Source organism: Pantoea agglomerans NBRC 102470 (assembly GCF_001598475.1).
Lineage (GTDB): Bacteria > Pseudomonadota > Gammaproteobacteria > Enterobacterales > Enterobacteriaceae > Pantoea > Pantoea agglomerans.
Genome location: NZ_BCZA01000001.1, coordinates 274,755 through 290,068, shown reverse-complemented (window position 1 = coordinate 290,068; position 15,314 = coordinate 274,755). Strand labels below are relative to the sequence as shown.

General features: G+C 56.0%; 20 protein-coding genes. 10 read left to right on the top strand and 10 right to left on the bottom strand.

The features are described 5' to 3' along the window. From PAG01S_RS01375 to PAG01S_RS01365, 3 genes are read right to left on the bottom strand one after another with little or no spacing between them, the layout of a single operon-like run. Entirely contained in the window at positions 1–1,515 is a 1,515-nt protein-coding gene (locus PAG01S_RS01375) for a sugar ABC transporter ATP-binding protein (RefSeq protein WP_062757443.1), read from the bottom strand. Next, on the bottom strand, positions 1,515–2,114 hold the full coding sequence (locus PAG01S_RS01370; protein WP_062757441.1) for a DUF2291 family protein: 600 nt from the start codon (positions 2,112–2,114) through the stop codon (positions 1,515–1,517). Before PAG01S_RS01370 ends, PAG01S_RS01375 begins: the two co-directional genes overlap by 1 nt. Positions 2,115–2,116: 2 nt before the next feature. Beyond that, entirely contained in the window at positions 2,117–3,058 is a 942-nt protein-coding gene (locus tag PAG01S_RS01365; protein ID WP_010246199.1) for a D-ribose ABC transporter substrate-binding protein, read from the bottom strand. A gap of 183 nt (positions 3,059–3,241) precedes the next feature. Between PAG01S_RS01365 and PAG01S_RS01360 the strand changes: the two genes are divergently transcribed. Beyond that, positions 3,242–4,216, top strand: a complete 975-nt coding sequence (locus PAG01S_RS01360) for a sugar-binding transcriptional regulator (RefSeq protein WP_062757440.1) — start codon at positions 3,242–3,244, stop codon at positions 4,214–4,216. Here PAG01S_RS01360 and emtA read toward each other — a convergent pair. Then, positions 4,209–4,838 carry a membrane-bound lytic murein transglycosylase EmtA gene (gene emtA, locus PAG01S_RS01355; protein ID WP_073970638.1) on the bottom strand — a complete coding sequence of 210 codons (630 nt, stop codon included), beginning with the start codon at positions 4,836–4,838 and terminating at the stop codon, positions 4,209–4,211. The two genes, PAG01S_RS01360 and emtA, sit on opposite strands and share 8 nt — an antisense overlap. Before the next feature lie 164 nt (positions 4,839–5,002). Here emtA and ldcA point away from each other — a divergent pair, with 164 nt between their 5' ends. Next, on the top strand, positions 5,003–5,926 hold the full coding sequence (gene ldcA / locus PAG01S_RS01350; RefSeq protein WP_081114138.1) for a muramoyltetrapeptide carboxypeptidase: 924 nt from the start codon (positions 5,003–5,005) through the stop codon (positions 5,924–5,926). A gap of 22 nt (positions 5,927–5,948) precedes the next feature. Continuing rightward, the gene (locus tag PAG01S_RS01345) at positions 5,949–6,611 is read left to right on the top strand and encodes an MBL fold metallo-hydrolase (protein WP_010246210.1); all 663 of its coding nucleotides are present in this window, start codon (positions 5,949–5,951) and stop codon (positions 6,609–6,611) included. Here the strand turns inward: PAG01S_RS01345 and PAG01S_RS01340 are convergent, their stop codons facing one another. The 3 genes from PAG01S_RS01340 to PAG01S_RS01330 form a co-directional block, all read right to left on the bottom strand. Further along, positions 6,612–7,025 carry a GNAT family N-acetyltransferase gene (locus tag PAG01S_RS01340; protein ID WP_062757437.1) on the bottom strand — a complete coding sequence of 138 codons (414 nt, stop codon included), beginning with the start codon at positions 7,023–7,025 and terminating at the stop codon, positions 6,612–6,614. It abuts the gene before it with no gap. Positions 7,026–7,039: 14 nt separating this feature from the next. Further along, positions 7,040–7,423 carry a hypothetical protein gene (locus PAG01S_RS01335; RefSeq protein WP_010246217.1) on the bottom strand — a complete coding sequence of 128 codons (384 nt, stop codon included), beginning with the start codon at positions 7,421–7,423 and terminating at the stop codon, positions 7,040–7,042. Positions 7,424–7,607: 184 nt separating this feature from the next. After that, a complete protein-coding gene (locus tag PAG01S_RS01330; protein WP_010246220.1) occupies positions 7,608–7,787 on the bottom strand; it encodes a hypothetical protein in 180 nt (59 codons plus the stop codon). Between the two features lie 214 nt (positions 7,788–8,001). Here PAG01S_RS01330 and PAG01S_RS01325 point away from each other — a divergent pair, with 214 nt between their 5' ends. The 3 genes from PAG01S_RS01325 to PAG01S_RS01315 all read left to right on the top strand — a co-directional run bounded on the left by PAG01S_RS01325 (position 8,002) and on the right by PAG01S_RS01315 (position 9,984). Further along, positions 8,002–8,331 (top strand): hypothetical protein, encoded by a 330-nt coding sequence (locus tag PAG01S_RS01325; RefSeq protein ID WP_010246223.1) that lies wholly within the window; start codon positions 8,002–8,004, stop codon positions 8,329–8,331. 61 nt (positions 8,332–8,392) lie between these two features. Further along, positions 8,393–8,950: a hypothetical protein gene (locus PAG01S_RS01320; protein ID WP_022625839.1), complete on the top strand. Its 558-nt coding sequence runs from the start codon at positions 8,393–8,395 to the stop codon at positions 8,948–8,950. A gap of 23 nt (positions 8,951–8,973) precedes the next feature. Continuing rightward, positions 8,974–9,984: a Ppx/GppA phosphatase family protein gene (locus PAG01S_RS01315; RefSeq protein ID WP_062757435.1), complete on the top strand. Its 1,011-nt coding sequence runs from the start codon at positions 8,974–8,976 to the stop codon at positions 9,982–9,984. A 20-nt stretch (positions 9,985–10,004) separates the two neighbouring features. On the opposite strand, the gene PAG01S_RS01310 is transcribed toward PAG01S_RS01315, so the two are convergent. Beyond that, positions 10,005–10,217 (bottom strand): DUF2767 family protein, encoded by a 213-nt coding sequence (locus PAG01S_RS01310; protein ID WP_010246232.1) that lies wholly within the window; start codon positions 10,215–10,217, stop codon positions 10,005–10,007. 212 nt (positions 10,218–10,429) lie between these two features. On the opposite strand from PAG01S_RS01310, the gene PAG01S_RS01305 reads away from it, so the two are divergent. The 4 genes from PAG01S_RS01305 (at position 10,430) to PAG01S_RS01295 (ending at position 12,756) form a co-directional block, all read left to right on the top strand. Further along, positions 10,430–10,678: an ElaB/YgaM/YqjD family protein gene (locus PAG01S_RS01305; RefSeq protein WP_010246235.1), complete on the top strand. Its 249-nt coding sequence runs from the start codon at positions 10,430–10,432 to the stop codon at positions 10,676–10,678. A 169-nt stretch (positions 10,679–10,847) separates the two neighbouring features. Next, the gene (locus tag PAG01S_RS22375; RefSeq protein WP_164501688.1) at positions 10,848–11,018 is read left to right on the top strand and encodes a hypothetical protein; all 171 of its coding nucleotides are present in this window, start codon (positions 10,848–10,850) and stop codon (positions 11,016–11,018) included. A gap of 338 nt (positions 11,019–11,356) precedes the next feature. Then, positions 11,357–12,418 carry a glycosyltransferase family 9 protein gene (locus tag PAG01S_RS01300; RefSeq protein ID WP_062757434.1) on the top strand — a complete coding sequence of 354 codons (1,062 nt, stop codon included), beginning with the start codon at positions 11,357–11,359 and terminating at the stop codon, positions 12,416–12,418. After that, a complete protein-coding gene (locus PAG01S_RS01295) occupies positions 12,418–12,756 on the top strand; it encodes a DUF1493 family protein (RefSeq protein ID WP_062757433.1) in 339 nt (112 codons plus the stop codon). The genes PAG01S_RS01300 and PAG01S_RS01295 overlap by 1 nt, the downstream gene beginning before the upstream one ends. On the opposite strand, the gene PAG01S_RS01290 is transcribed toward PAG01S_RS01295, so the two are convergent. Next, on the bottom strand, positions 12,750–13,757 hold the full coding sequence (locus tag PAG01S_RS01290; protein WP_062757432.1) for a glycosyltransferase family 9 protein: 1,008 nt from the start codon (positions 13,755–13,757) through the stop codon (positions 12,750–12,752). The two genes, PAG01S_RS01295 and PAG01S_RS01290, sit on opposite strands and share 7 nt — an antisense overlap. Before the next feature lie 874 nt (positions 13,758–14,631). Next, on the bottom strand, positions 14,632–14,829 hold the full coding sequence (locus PAG01S_RS01275) for a hypothetical protein (RefSeq protein ID WP_010246253.1): 198 nt from the start codon (positions 14,827–14,829) through the stop codon (positions 14,632–14,634). Positions 14,830–15,314: the final 485 nt, after the last annotated feature.

The following is a 15,314-nucleotide window of genomic DNA, read 5'->3' as shown; positions in this document are numbered from 1 at the left end:
TCAGAACCCCTGCGCACTTGCTTTCACCAGCGCTGCCTCTTCCGCCTGGTCGCGGGGAAGATCAGCCGTAAGTTTGCCGCCCGACATCACCAGGATGCGATCGGCTACCGCCATAATCTCTTTCAGGTCCGAGGTGGAGAAGAGAACTGCAATGCCCTGCTGCGACAGCGCCACCATCATGCGAAATACCTCTGCTTTTGCACCGACATCAATGCCGCGACTCGGCTCATCCAGCAACAGCAGACGCGGATTGGTCAGCAGCGCGCGGCCAATCACTACTTTCTGCTGATTGCCACCACTCAGCGCGCTGATGGCCACGTCCGGCGAGGAGATTTTGATCGCCAGGTTGCCCACCGTCTGGCTTACCGCCTGCTGCTCCGCCTGATGGGCAATGGCAAAGCGATGCGACAGACGCCGCCACAGGCTGGCGATGGTGAGATTACTGGCGACCGATGACACCGGGAAAATCCCGGCGCGTTTGCGATCTTCTGGCACCAGACTCATGCCCATGCGGATACGGTCAGCGGTGGGCAGACGGGTCGGCAGCGGTTTGCTGTCGAGCCACAGCTTGCCCAGATAGTGACGCTGACTGCCAAGCAGACACTCAAACAGCTCGGTGCGGCCTGCGCCCATCAGCCCGTAAATCCCGACAATTTCCCCGGCCCGCACCTGAAAACTGACGTCATCCACCAGGGTATTGCCATTGGGGCTGACGCAGGTAATGTGCTGCGCCTCCAGCACCGGCGCGCCAAACTCACGCGCTTCCGGCAGGAAGGTGGTGACCGGTTCACTGCCCAGCATCTCACGCACGATCCACGGCACATCGATGCTGCTGACCGGCGCTTCGGCCTGAAAGCGCCCGTCGCGCAGAATGGTGATCACGTCGCCAATTGCCATCAGCTCTTCCAGCCGGTGGGAGATGTAAATCACGGTAACGCCCTGCTGCGTCAGGTCGCGGATCACCCGGAACAGGATCTCCACTTCGGTTTTGCTCAGCGCCGAGGTCGGCTCGTCGAGGATCAGGATGTCCGCATCTTCCGCCAGCGCTTTGGCAATCTCGACCAGCTGCTGCTGACCCACTTTGAGATTACCGACCCGCTCATGGGGTGAAATCGGCTGATCGAGGCGCGCCATCAGCGCGGCGGTGCGGCGAGCCTGCTCTGCCTCGTTGATCGGGGCCATGCCGCGCTGGATCTCCCGGCCCAGAAACAGGTTTTCAGCCACCGTCAGGTTCTCAAACAGATTCAGCTCCTGGTGCACCATGCCGATGCCGTGCCGGGCGGCGTCGCGGGTGCTGCTCAGCGTCAGCGGCTCGCCATTCAGGAACAGCGAACCGGCCGTGGGCTGCTGTACCCCGGCCAGAATTTTCATCAGGGTCGATTTTCCCGCCCCATTCTCACCGATGATGACGTTAACTTTGCCGCGCCAGACCCGATAGTCGACGCGATCCAGCGCCAGCGTGCCGGGAAACAGCATCGATATCTGTTCGGCCCGCAGAATGATCTCATCGTCCATCAGGGCGTCCCCCGCTTCAGCTCAACCGCCACCACATCTTCAACGCTGTTCTGCCCGATGGTTACGGCCAGCAGCGCCTGCACCGGCTGGTTGACCCAGCTGGCATCCAGCGGTGGCAGTTGCTTCACCGCGTGACGGTTCAGCGCCCGGGTCAGTTGGGCGTACTGCACCTGATTGGTAAACTCTTCGAAACGGAATCCGGCGGCATCCCGGATAGCGTTACTGCGCAGCACCGGCCCGACACTGACCGCCACCGGCTTGCCGTTAATCATCAGCGTCAGCGTGCGTTCACGCGGGCTACTCTCATCAAAGGCGCTGGCTGTACCCCCGGCTCGTACGAAGACGCTTTCGCGCCCGCCGGGTTTGACCGTCTGACTTTTCGCCTCCATGTCAGCCCAGTTCAGCGCATGGCTGTTCGCGGTGGTCATCACGCGCGGCTGCCAGGTCTCTTCCGCAATCTGCTGCGGTGTCTGGGTGGTATAGCTGGGTTTCGCGTGCGGATCCTTCGGCAGGATCGGCTTACCGTCCGCATCCAGATCCACCACGGTGCAGGCGCTGAGCAGCGCCATACCGGTCAATACCGCCAGCATCCGTTTCATGGTTATTTCGCCAGGTTGAAGTTTTTCAGCTTAGCGGCGTTGCTGTCGTCAATCAGCACGCAGTCCATCAGCTGCTTCTCCTGTTTCTGCGCTTTGCCGTTCTTCAGGTAGTAATCCGCCTGCGTGACCGCCATCTGCGCCTGATCCCAGCCCGGCTGCAGCACCGTCGCTTTAATATTGCCTTTGTTGAGGATCGAATCGCGGGTGTAGTCGCTGCCATCAAAGCCCACCACGATCACCGATGTTTTCCCGGCGGCTTTCAGCGCGGCTTCGGCACCCAGCGCCATGGTGTCGTTACCGGAGATGACGCCCACGATGTTGGGGTGTTTCTGCAGCAGGGTTTCCATGCGGCTGAAGGCTTCGGTCTGACTCCAGTTGGCGCTCTGCTGAGCCACCATTTTCATGTCGCTGTAGTCATCCAGCACATCGTGATAGCCCTGCGACCGCACGCCCGCGTTGGTGTCAGACTCTTTGCCCAGCAGTTCAACATAGTCCCCTTTGCCGCCCAGCAATTTCGCAAATTTCTCCGCGCCCAGCTGCGCCCCCTGATAGTTGTTAGAGACGATCTGCGCTACCGCGATGCCGGTTTTGTTGATCTCCCGGTCAATCAGGAAGGTCGGGATCCCGGCATCTTTGGCTTTCTGCACCGGCCCGACGGTGGCGTCGGCACCAGCGTTATCAAGAATGATCGCTTTGGCTTTGCGCGCAATCGCGGTCTCAATCAGCTGGTTTTGCTTGTTTACGTCATCATCGTGCGACGCCACCAGCGTGGCGTAACCCAGCTCTTTGGCTTTCGCTAAGGCCCCTTCCGCCTCGGCTTTAAAGAACGGGTTGTCATGGGATGGGGTGATAATCGCCAGCAGGCCTTGCTCTGCCGCCAGCGCGGTCGCTGAAAAGGCGAGCATCGATGCGAGCAGGGTCAGTTTGATCAGAGGACGAGTCATTATTTTTCTCCGCTTGAATATATATTCACACGCGATTTTATATGCATAATGACTATGCGCCCGCGCTGACGTGCCGTCCAATGCGCGATCGTCAAAAAGCGAAAACGATCACAAATTAGCCTGCGTTGTGATTTTGATCATCCTGGTTAACAATACCGGGCAGAATCAGAGAGGGAAAAACCGATGGCAAAACAGGATGAACAGCGACTGATGGTGAAGATTGCCACCCTTTACTATGTCGAAGGGTTGAAGCAGTCAGAGATTGCGGAGTCGCTGACCTTATCGCAGTCGTTTGTCTCACGCATTCTTAATCGCAGCGTGAAAGAAGGTGTGGTCAAGATCAGCGTGGTGCCACCAGCCAACGTCTACCCTGAGCTGGAAAAGGCCATTGAGCAGACCTATAACCTGCCGCAGGCGATTGTGGTGGATGTGCCGGACCAGGCGTCGTCGCTGCAGATTAAGCAGGCGATTGGATCGGCGGCCGCTCACTATCTGGAGACCCGACTGCGAAACGATGAGCTGATTGGTATTTCGTCATGGAGCGGCACGATCCGGGCGATGGTGGATGCGCTGCATCCGCTCAACAGCGCCTGCAAAGGGGTGATCCAGCTGCTGGGTGGCGTCGGGGCTAACGGCAATGTGCAGGCCACGATTCTGACGCAAAATCTGGCGGCGCTGCTGAACTGCCCCGCCTGGCTGCTGCCGTCGCAGTCGATTGAGCATTCGGTCAGCGATCGCCAGCGGCTCTCTGCCAACGCGGAGGTCGCCGAGGTGCTGAGTAAATTTGAGCAGGTCGACCTGGCGATTGTCGGCATTGGCGATCTGGAGCCGTCGGCGCTGTTACGTAATTCGGGCAACTACTACGATGGCAGGATGCTACAGACGCTGGCGGCGCGCGGTGCGGTAGGCGATATCTGTCTGCACTATTTCGACGCCTGCGGACAGCCGGTGCTGAAAGCAGAAGAAGATCCGGTGATTGGTATGGAGCTGGCACAGGTAAAACAGTGTCCACAGGTGGTCGGGCTGGCAGGCGGAAGAGAGAAAGCGCAGGCGATTCGCGGTGCGCTGCTGGGCGGCTACATCAAGGTGCTGATCATCGACTATCCCACGGCGCGGCTACTGCTCACGCCGCAGAATTCATCACAACCGGTCAGATAGTGCGGTAAGCCGTGGTGACTTTCCACAGATAGCGCGGGGCCTGCGCCGCCGGATGCTTGTTCTGCACATGCTGATAGAACTCATCCGGTGACATCGCATTGATCATCGCAATGGCCCGATCGCGATCGCTGGAGAAAGTCCGCAGTAACGCCCCTGCGCCGTTGGCATAAGAGACGATGGTGGCATAGCGCAGGGTCAGCGGATCGCGGATGCCCGACAGCGCGGAGTTCTGCAGAATGCGGATATAGGCGGTGCCGATATCAATATTTTTGGCCGGATCGTGCAACTCGGCATTCGACGGCTGACCACGACGGCCCAGCGTGCGATAGACTTCGCGCCCGGCGGTCGAAGCTTTAATCTGCATCAGCCCCACCGCATTTGAACGGCTCACCACGCCCGGATTTCCACCCGACTCGACACTGATAATGGCGCTGATCAACTTCTCATCAACGCCATAATGACTGGCGGCATCTTCGGTAAACATCGCCCAGGTGCCATTGACGCTGGACGGCGGTGCCTGAGTTAATGGCGTGTTGCGCTGCTTAACGGCATGATGCGGTGGCTCGCTGGCACAGCCGGTCAGGAGTAACGCTGAGAGTATAAGGTGTCGGATTTTCAGCAATTTTTCATCTCGTAGCTGTTGTGGCGAATGCTATCATACCCAGGCAGCCTGAGAGCAAAATTACCGTTTATCCTAAATGCATGAAAATGCGGCGCGTACCGTGACTTCAGCGGCGCTTTTCGCCATCATCGCCGTCAGTCAGGCGCTAACAGCAGGAAAGTATGATGATTTCACGTTCAGTTCGTCTTATCTCCCCCTCCGGTTACTGTCACAATCAGCCTGCGGCGCTGCAGGGCATTGCACGACTGCGCGCGGCCGGCCATCAGGTAGAGAACGAGCAGGTGATCACCCGCCGTTTTCAGCGCTTCGCCGGTACGGACGCGGAGCGCCTGGCGGATATCAACCAGCTTGCCAGCCTCAGCACGCTGCCCGATGTGGTGCTGGCGGTGCGTGGCGGTTATGGTGCCAGCCGGTTACTGGAGTCCATCGATTACATCGGCCTGCAACGCCGTCTGCTGAATCAGCCGCTCGCGCTGTGCGGCCACAGCGACTTCACCGCGATTCAGCTGGCGCTGCTGGCGCAGGTCGGCCTGATTACCTTCAGCGCACCGATGCTGGCCGGTAACTTCGGCGCCGCGACCTTATCTGAATTTACCCTTCACCACTTCTGGCAGGCACTGACTTCACCTACAGTAGAGGTGACATGGCAAAGCGAAACGCCTGACGAGGGCGAATGGCAGGGTACGCTGTGGGGCGGGAATCTGGCGATGATCTGCTCACTGATTGGCACGCCGTGGATGCCGCAGTTTGAGAACGGCATTCTGGTGATTGAGGATGTGAATGAGCATCCGTTCCGCATTGAACGCATGCTGATTCAGCTGCAGCAGAGCGGCATTCTGGCGCGACAGCGGGCGATCGTTACCGGCAGCTTCACCAGCACAGCCCTGACAGAATATGACAACGGGTTTGGCTTCAGCACCGTCTGGCAGCGACTGCGTGACACCACCGGTCTGCCGCTGATTTGTGGATTAGATTTTGGTCATGCCGCTGACACCGTAACACTGCCTTTGGGTGCCAGCGCACGATTAGCGGTCAGCCAGGGCCACGCCCGTTTGCAGGCGACCGGGCATCCCGTCCTGCGGGAATAGCGTTTGTTTCAGGAGATCGACATTGAAGCCGTTGTATGACGATTTGTGGATCTCAACCCCGGAATTTCCGGTGGAAGATGCCGTTAATGACCTGATGATGCATGGCTTTATGCTGCGTCACCCGCGCGGCAATCTGTTGATTGGCCGCGTAGAAAACCCGCTCGATCATGAAGTCATGGCCGATACCGGCGGCGTGATCCGCCACTACCTCACCCACTGGCATGAATCCGCGCCCGGTGCGGCGCTGATCCAGCAGCGCTTCAGCAGCGCACTTTACTGCCATAGCCGATCGCTGGGCCCCATCAGCCGTTTTGCTGAGCCTGATGACACCTTTTCGCAGCAGGAGACGCACTTCGGGGATTTCCATCTGCTGCCAACGCCAGGACACACACCGGGCAGTTGCAGCTATCTCTACACCTCGCCGCTGGGGCTGACCTATCTGTTTGTTGGCGATACCGTGACGCGTTCGCATGACCGCTGGATCACGGTGCTGGTGCCGGACAGTAATCCGGCTGAGCTGAGCCAGACGCTGGAGTTTTACCGCTCCCTGCGTCCCGACGTGGTGCTGATGAGTACCACGCGCGGGCATCTCTCCTGGAAAAAAGTTACGCTGCAGAGCTGGCTGGCCGCGATTGATGAAGCAGAACAGCATCCGCTGGATTTGCGTCAGCAACCGTTGTTCTGATTACAGTGCTTTCGTCAGATAGTGGCGCTGATGATGCCGCGGATAGTTATCCAGGCTGAAGCGCAGCGTATAGCCAAGCTTTTCATAAAACGGCCGCGCCTGAAAACTGGCGGTATCCACCTGGGCAAAGTGGCAGCCGCGATCCCGCGCCTCCTGCTCTGCCGCCTGCATCAGCTTGCTGCCCGCCCCCTGCCCGCGTAGCGCCTCACTCACCCACAGCATATCAATCCGCAGCCAGTTTCCGGCGGTTGATCCGGTCAGTCCGGCCAGCTTTCGGCCCTGGTCATCACGAATAAACACGCCGATCGATCTGATCTCATCAATATTAATATATTTGCTGTTGAACGCAGTCAGACCCAGCCTGACTTCATCCAGATCCTGCGTCGTGACCTTATCGGTAATCTCGGGTTGCATAGTGGCTCCGGGGGTTAAGTGTCGGAGTGCTGACGATCGTCGTAGCGCTCCAGGCTCAACGCATCAACATCGCGTTTTTCGCTGCGGCTGCAGGGCAGCAGTTTATCGCTGTCGCGGTAGACAAAAAAGGTCGCCTGGCTGCGCTGGTTCACAATCAGCTGATCGCCATTGCGAAAGCGGGTAATCGCCACCTTATCACCCGCCTCTAAACGGGTACGCTGCTGACCAGCGGCAATCTGGAAATGCCCCGGCGGCCACATTAACGTGGTTAAACCATATTCGGCACGCGAAACGGTCATGGTTGTCCGGCCGGGACAGTTAAGCTGAAATTCCGTCTCGCTCCAGGCGGGTGCGATGTGACAGGCCAGCAGGCCCAGGGCAATTAACGCTGCCTTCATGCTGTGTCTCCGCTGATTTTATTGAGGTTTTTTAGCTTAACACATCACAGGACAGAGAAGGGACGCGGGGCAACCCGCAGCAAGACCATTGCAAGATAGAATCGGCGTGCGAAGAAATCTGAAAGTTGAGAAAAAATAAAGTAATCCGGCCAGCGTAACAGGCTGCCACACTGACCGGATATGATTATTCGGCTGCTACCTCGGCGGCCACTAACATCAGTGCCAGCCCGGCATTCTCGCTATCATAAGCCTGCATTGCTGCACGTATATCCGCTGAACAAGCGATCACCTGTTGCTTCTTATCGGCTTCTAACTGGTCAATCGCATGGCGAATAATCATTAGACTTGCTTCTTCTTCGTTCATCATTTATCCCTGAATTTGCCTAAGTGGTGCGCAAAGGAGCCAAGAATAACGTTTATTGATAAGCAAAGTCACCCTTTTACATTCCTGTTGCTTAACGATTAAACAAATCTCAAACAGGAAGCGCAGCGTAAACTGCTATGATTAAGTAATCAGTGACGCAGCAGGATAGACTCTGCGCCACGAAACTCCCAAGGATTGAAGCAGGTAGAAAATCATGATGCGTCTCAGCATTTTTATCCTCATCGCGATGGTGACTGGATGTTCATCTGGCCCGAAAGGGGTGGAATGTCCGGGTGAGGTCTCGACAATTTATGGTCAGTCGATGGGGCATACCCAGGGCGTGATTTTTGATCTGGTTAATAGCTTCACCGTGACCCGGGATAAGGTCAGCGTTAAGAGTGGCCCGCTGCAGTCGCTGGATCGCTTTAAATATGTTCCCTCCGCCGTCACGCCTGAGGGCTATTACGCGCAGCGCCTGTCAGATAAGCAGTTCCGCCTGATCAACCCTTACCAGGACACCCAAATCACCTGGACCTGTCCATAAGGGATGAATCCTGCTGCCAGATGGTTTATTGTCAGGAAACGTCAAGCAGCAGGTCTCCCCGATGGAAAAGCGTCTGGATAACAACGGTTATATCGACTTCCCCTTCCCCGCCACCCGCAATGCGGATGGCTCCGTGAATCCCTGTGGCTTTGATCTGACGCTGGAAACTGGTCGCCTTGAGGAGATCGCGGTGCTGAACCATTCAGTGAATCTGCGGCGGCTGGTCGAGGAGATCAATCTGCAGGAGGGGCTGTTTATGACCCTGGCCTGCGACTGGCAGCAGCAGGCAGATGCGGTCTGTGGCTTTATCGATGTGGCTTTTCGTCCCGACCTGCCGCAACACGGCTTTGAGGAGGCGCTGCAGCTGGAAGCGAACTTTTATCGCTACCTGACCGGGCAGGAGCAGCAACATCAGATGCCCGCGGAGACGCTGGTCAATTATGCCCGTTCGGTACTCGACTGGAGCTGGTCACCGCTGCGCCAGCGTCAGCGCGATTATGAAAAGATCACTATTCAGTTCTATTGCCCGCAGGCGGATGACGCCGAATGGTGTTTTGATCATCTGCGTCACTTCCTGGTGAGCGTCTATCCGGCCTGCGTCGCCGCCCGTTCACTCTGATCTTCATTGCCCCCGGAGTCGCTATGCGTTCTGCTGCACTGTCTGCTGTCACGCTGTTCTGCTCACTGCTTTTTGCCGCTGCTGTCCAGGCCGATCGTTGCCAGCAAATTCGCGCCGGTCTGGATATCGGTTCCGGCACCACCAAAATTGCGGTAGCCCGTGTCAATGTCTGCCAGCTGCGCATCGAAAAGATGCTGTATCAGGATCAGCGCGCCGTGGCATGGAACGAGGCCTTAGCGCATTCAACAGATAATCAGCTCAGCCCGGCAATGACTCATGAAGGTGCCGCTGCCCTGCAGCAGCTTTTAACGCAGGCACGGCGCTTTCATCCACAGCGCATCAGCGGCGTTGCCACCGCGGTGTTCCGCAACGCCAGCAACGGACAGGCGGTCATCGATCAGTTGCAGCGCCAGACCGGTGCGCAAATCAGCATCATCTCGCAGCAGCAGGAAGCGAAACTCGGTTTCCTCTCTGCTAAAGCCGCGCTTAACGATCCGGCGATCCGTGATGAGCAACTGCTGGTCTGGGATATTGGTGGGGGATCGATGCAGATGACTGCCTGGCGACAGCAGGCGGGTCAGCCGGTTGCGGATATCTATCAGGGCAAACTGGCCTCATTGACGCTGAAAAACTTTATTCTGACGGTGCTGAAGAACAGCCCGGAGGCCAAATCCCCTAATCCGATTGGCTCCTGGCGGCAGTCGGTGCTGCGCTTTGTGCAATTTTATGCCGCTAATGAGGTCAGTCCGCAGATTAAACAGGATCTGGCGAGCCGTCGGGTCATTGGCATCGGCGGCGTCCATGGTTTTTCAATCCGCAATCAGTTACCGGGCAAACCCCATCGTTACAGCCTGACGACATTAAGTCAGCTGTCGCAGCAGCAGGTCTGGAAAGGCGACAGTGAACTCCCGGGCGACTACCGGGCCACTGATGTCAGCAATCTCTTACTGGTTGAAGGTTATATGCAGGCGCTGAAAATTAATGAGGTTACGATTGTTGAGGCCAGTCTGATTCAGGGCGTGCTGCTGCAGTAGCGCAGCGTTTCCGCACTATGCTAAACCTCAGGCTTAATCAGCCGGATAGCATGATCCAGCATCCGCTGCTCATCCCGTTCACTGTGGGCCCGCTGCTGACGTATACGTTTAAGCAGGTCGTAGATTTCGCCACGGCGGGTGTCATGGCCGCGCTCCGACAGCACAATGACCGCATCGCCAATGACCCGGCAGACTTCGTCATAGTCGTCATCATTCAGTGCATCACGTTTCATTGCTTATCCTCCGGCTGTAGCTTTGACTATGGCTGTGGCAGCGCCTGAGTGCGCCTCTCTTTCCAAAGGCTAGACAGTAAATCCCTTACCCGCAAACGCAGCGCCATTAACAGCCAGAAATGATTTTTTAGCCCATTTTCCTCCGCTGGAGGAGCAGAATTCACTATCTTTGCTACGCTTTGAGGGTCTCACTCAAAACCAAGGAGCAATAAATGTCAGGAAAAATCGAAGATAAAGTAAAAGAAGCCGCTGGCGCAGTTCAGGAACAATGGGGTGCAGCAACCGGTTCATCTGAGCATCAGGCTAAAGGCGCAGCACGCCGTTACACCAACCAGGCAAGCTATGCTGCCCGCGATGCTGCTGACTGTATCAAGGATCAGGTTCAATCCAATCCTGTTGCAGGTCTGGCCGTTGCTGCAGGCGTTGGCGTATTTATCGGCTTCCTGCTGGGCCGCAAGTAATAGCGCTGAACGTCAACAGAACGGGAGCCACTGGCTTCCGTTTTTTTTTGCCTGGACTCTCTCCGCCGGCTGAGAAACATCTGAAAGATAAGCCTTTTCAGGCCAGAATGCGGTAAGTATCTATGCTTAGTCTGGTTTCGTCTCTTTCTGACAACATCAAGGTGACCTTATGAAAACATTTCCTGCCCTGCTGCTGGTTGCAGCGACCTTAACCTCTCTGGCGGGCTGCTCGCAGAAGAGCGATGCGATTAAAGATGATGGCCGCCCTCATGCACCAAGCGGTCAGTCGTCACCGGGCGGTACGCTGGGTTCAGGCCCGGTGGGTCAGCCACAGTCGTAATACCCTGCCCCGGCACACGTGCCGGGGTTTGTTTTATCGCATGTTTTTTAATAGATAGAAGTCACAGAATAATCCCGCTAATAATTAACCTGCTATTAGTTTTTCATAGAATTACAAGCCGTAATCATTCATTAATAAAAGTGCACATAAAACATCTTCCAAATAACAAAAAATTAAAGTTCATTTTTATTTAAACCAGAAAGCGAGTGTATTTCAAACAAAAACTCAATGACTGAAAAAAACATCCTGTCATAATGAACTTTCTCTGTAGCGTTAATCTCTAACACTCCATAATATTTCCCTGTTAATAACATTGGTAAATTCAAGAGAATTCAGACGTGAAGAAAAAAAAGATTTATCTGATAGACCGACTTTTAACGCTCTATTCTCGATTTTCCAGCAGAACAAAACCACAGGCCTTGCACGACCTGGCCCCACAAACAGTGGTGATATACTCCACCACGGCACTGGGCGATTTTCTGATGAATACGCCGGCTATCTGGAGCCTGAAAAATCGCTTTCCCACCAGCAAATTTATTCTGGTTTCCAGCAAGAAAAATAAGGATCTCGTCAGCCGTTATAACTGGTTTGATCAGATCTATATCTGGGATAACAAACTGGCGAATTTCCTGCCACTTTTTTTCAAACTGCGCCGCCAGAAACCTGACCTGTCAGTAATATTACACGCCCATTTCCCCTACGATATTATGAGCTCGGTACTGACCGGCAGTAAGGTGATTGTGCGCGATCATTACGGCCGCGAATCGCCTCTGCTAAATAAATATCTCGATCACTATTCAGGCTATTTCGATGACCATACCATCAAGCGTAAGCTGAAACTGATTGAAGTCCTGGGCGCAGAGACAGAGCAGACCCGGATGCACCTTCCGGCACTGAACAACAGTCCGACTGCAAAGGCTGACCATCGCCGTATCGGTTTTCAGTTAGGGGCATCAAAAGATATTCGCCGCTGGCCACTGGCCTCCTTCAGCCAGCTGGCGACAGCCTTGCTTGAACGCTGGCCTGACACGGAAATTATCGTTACCGGCACCGCCGCTGAGCAGCCTCTTGAGCAGGAATTTATTGAAAGCCTGCCCCTGCACTACCGTCAGCGTGTGACCCCGATGGCGGGTAAAACGAATCTCAGCGGCCTGATTAGCCTGATTCGCACGCTGGATGTGCTGGTTACCGGGGACACCGGTCCACTGCACATCGCCGTGGCCGCACAGACGCCAACGGTCAGCCTGTTCTCCACCGCCAATCCGCGCTATACCGGTCCCTGCCAGGACAGCGATCGCCACATCATTATCCACCGTCCGGATAAAACCGCCTCACAGCATCCGATGGCAACGATCAAGGCCGATGAGGTCGGGCAGGCCGTGGCGAAGCTGGTGGGGTAATGAACGACCTTTCTCAATCCATCATTGCGCTGATTGAGCACCACAATCAGCCAACCGCACTGGGCTGGTTCCGGAAAGTGGATCGGACGGGGTTTCATATCCAGCAGTTACCGCTGAGTGAGGTGGATTTTGCCATTCTGATGAGTGATTTTTTTATCACTTTCGGCGTCTGTTCAGAACACTATGATGACGCCCGCTATTTTCCGGAGCCGCGCCGACGGCGCTTTGCAGTGGCAAACTGGTTTACTGCGGGCACAGCACAGCCTTATCGTCCACTGACGGTCGCCATGCTGTGTGAAGCGGCCAGACTGGGACGCTGGCCTGAAGAGGATTACTGAGTAATGGTATGGGCGAACGCGTCATAGACCTCGCTGCTGCTCAGCGCCTTGACCTCACGTGACGCCGGTTGCAGCACCTGATAGTTAACCTGCCACGGGTGCCAGCATGCCGGATCGCTGTCGCCAAACAGCGCGACGACCGGCAATCCCAGCGCCGCACCAATGTGCATTGCCCCGCCATCACTGCTCACCAGCCCCTGACACAACGACATTGCTGCAATTAACTGCGGCAGGCTGGTGGTTGCCACCGCCTTGATCGGCAGATGCGGGCAGAGCGCCATAATTTCACGCGCTTTTTCATCATCTCCCGGATGACGCGGATTATCACGGCTGCCGGGTGACCAGAGCAGCATTATCTGGCAGGGATGACGCGCCGCGATTTTTTCAGCCAGCCCGGCAAACCGCGCGGCTTCCCACTGCTGGCTCGGCTTGCGGGCGCTGATTTGCAATGCATAGACCGGAACAGCGGGATCAATCGCACAGCTGTCACGCAGGCTGGCCGCGATTGCCGCATCCGGCAGCAGCGTCAGTTTGCCTGGCGCTGTGGCGCTGAGATTGAAAGGCCGCCCCAGGCTAAACAGGGTTTCACTGATATGACACGGCGACTGGCTGGGTGGCGGCAGCAGATCGGTAATCAGCGGATGGGGATGGCCCAGGGCAATCACTCTGGCGGGACGCACTGTTTTAACCCACTTCAGGCCATGCTGATCCCAGCGGCTTTTTGCCAGAATCACCACATCGTAACGCTGTTTTTTCAGCGTCAGCATCAGCTTCAGTCGCTGTAATACACAGGCCAGTCGTCCCTGCCCTGCCTCACGGTGATGCAGTTTGGTGTAATAGAAGAGCTGCCGGATATCGGGATTATGCTGCAACACTGGCGCAGCATAATTGTTAGTCAGCACGTCGACCTGATGCTGCCCCGATTGCGCCAGCGCACTGATCAGCGGCGTGGTCAGTAAGGTGTCGCCAATATTATCCCGACAAATAATTAAAAACCGCATGTCTGACATCCTCTGCGCAAAGGCTACGCCGTTCTGGCTGAATAAAAGTAAGACTCGCCCGGTTAACGTTCTGAAAACGGTAACGTAACGGTATAGTCAGCAAATTAGTCAGCGCAGTGTCAGATTGGTTCCATAGTTGCGATATTGTTAAAATATGAGGCCAGCACGACAGGCCAGAGACAGGCCTGAATTATTAACCGGATTATTATTTTTACGGCGTCGGCCATGCCGGGCCAGCGTATAGGAAGGAAAAGGCCGCCCATGGCGTAATACTGGTCAGTTAAGATTAGATTTGTAAAGGCTGTCACGGTCAAACGTGCCAGCTTTTTTCCGGGCGAGCGAGCCGCAGTGCGGGCCCGAGCACCTCTGCTGCTGCCGGGCCGTCCTCGCGCCGCTCACGCGGTACCTTCGGCTTTGACGTCGTGCCGACGAACCGTTCGGGGATCGGCCCTCCCTGGCCGGCCCCGAACTGTCCACGCTTCCCGGCGTGGACTTCTGGCCCGCCGTCACCCCTCAGCGCTGCGGATAGCCCTTTCAGCAGCAGAGGCGCTCGGGCCTCCACTCTCGTGCCCTTTTTAACAATACACACTGAAGTTTCAGAGCAGGCCGGGGTCGCTCAGGGGCAGGCAATCCGCAGCGCTGAACAGAATGAGTCTGCCAGGAGAGCCCGCAGGACGCGGGCGAAAGGCGGGGCGGCACAGGATGTGCCATCCCCGGCGGTCCGTCAGGCAGGCGAATGAAGTGAAGGAACCGCGCAGCGGCGCGAGGACCGCCAGCCCCTGAGCGGCACCAGACTGCGTTATCACCTGTCGCTTAACTGACTGGCATTACGCCCATGGCGGCCTGAGGTCTCTGGCTTGATGACCGGGATCGGTCAGTCGGCGCGGGTTGTCAGCAGGCTGATAGCCAGCGTCATCACGGGTTCCGGGTTGATTCCGGTAAACATTTGATGAATTTTTTCAGAAATGGCTTCACCAGTCACAGGCTTATTTTCAGCCACGATTTCCATCACCGCCTGTCCAAATAGCAGGCGACATGCCGCAATAGCATCACTTACCGCTTCATCATCCATAATGCTCTCCCTCTGTATCGGCAGAAGCGTACACGTCTGCGGCAACCGGATCATGCGTAACTCTATTTTTTTGTGGTACAGGTTACAAAAATGAATCAGCTGTAAGGAGCAAATAACGTGGCCCGACGCATTTAATGCCGGGCGCTTAACTGATACTGAAAGAGATTAACAGAGGGTCGTTTAACAAATCAGGTGTGACAGGGTGGATGACAGATATGCGTTCACTCACTCTTTTACCGTGGCATCAGACAATTCAATTTGCAGAGAGAGTAAAATGCCATGCAGCGGGAAATGATTTAGCAGCACTCTCACTGAGAAAATGTCTTAAACAGTACGGTGCGAGAGCAATAAGCGCTTAGATGAGTAACCGCTATAACGATGATCGCGGCAAAGCCTGGATTGTGGTTGCTGCGTGAAGGTGATTTTATGAAGAGTTTTGGGGAAAGAAAGCGGGAAGTAAAAAGCCAACACGATTTTTACATCCG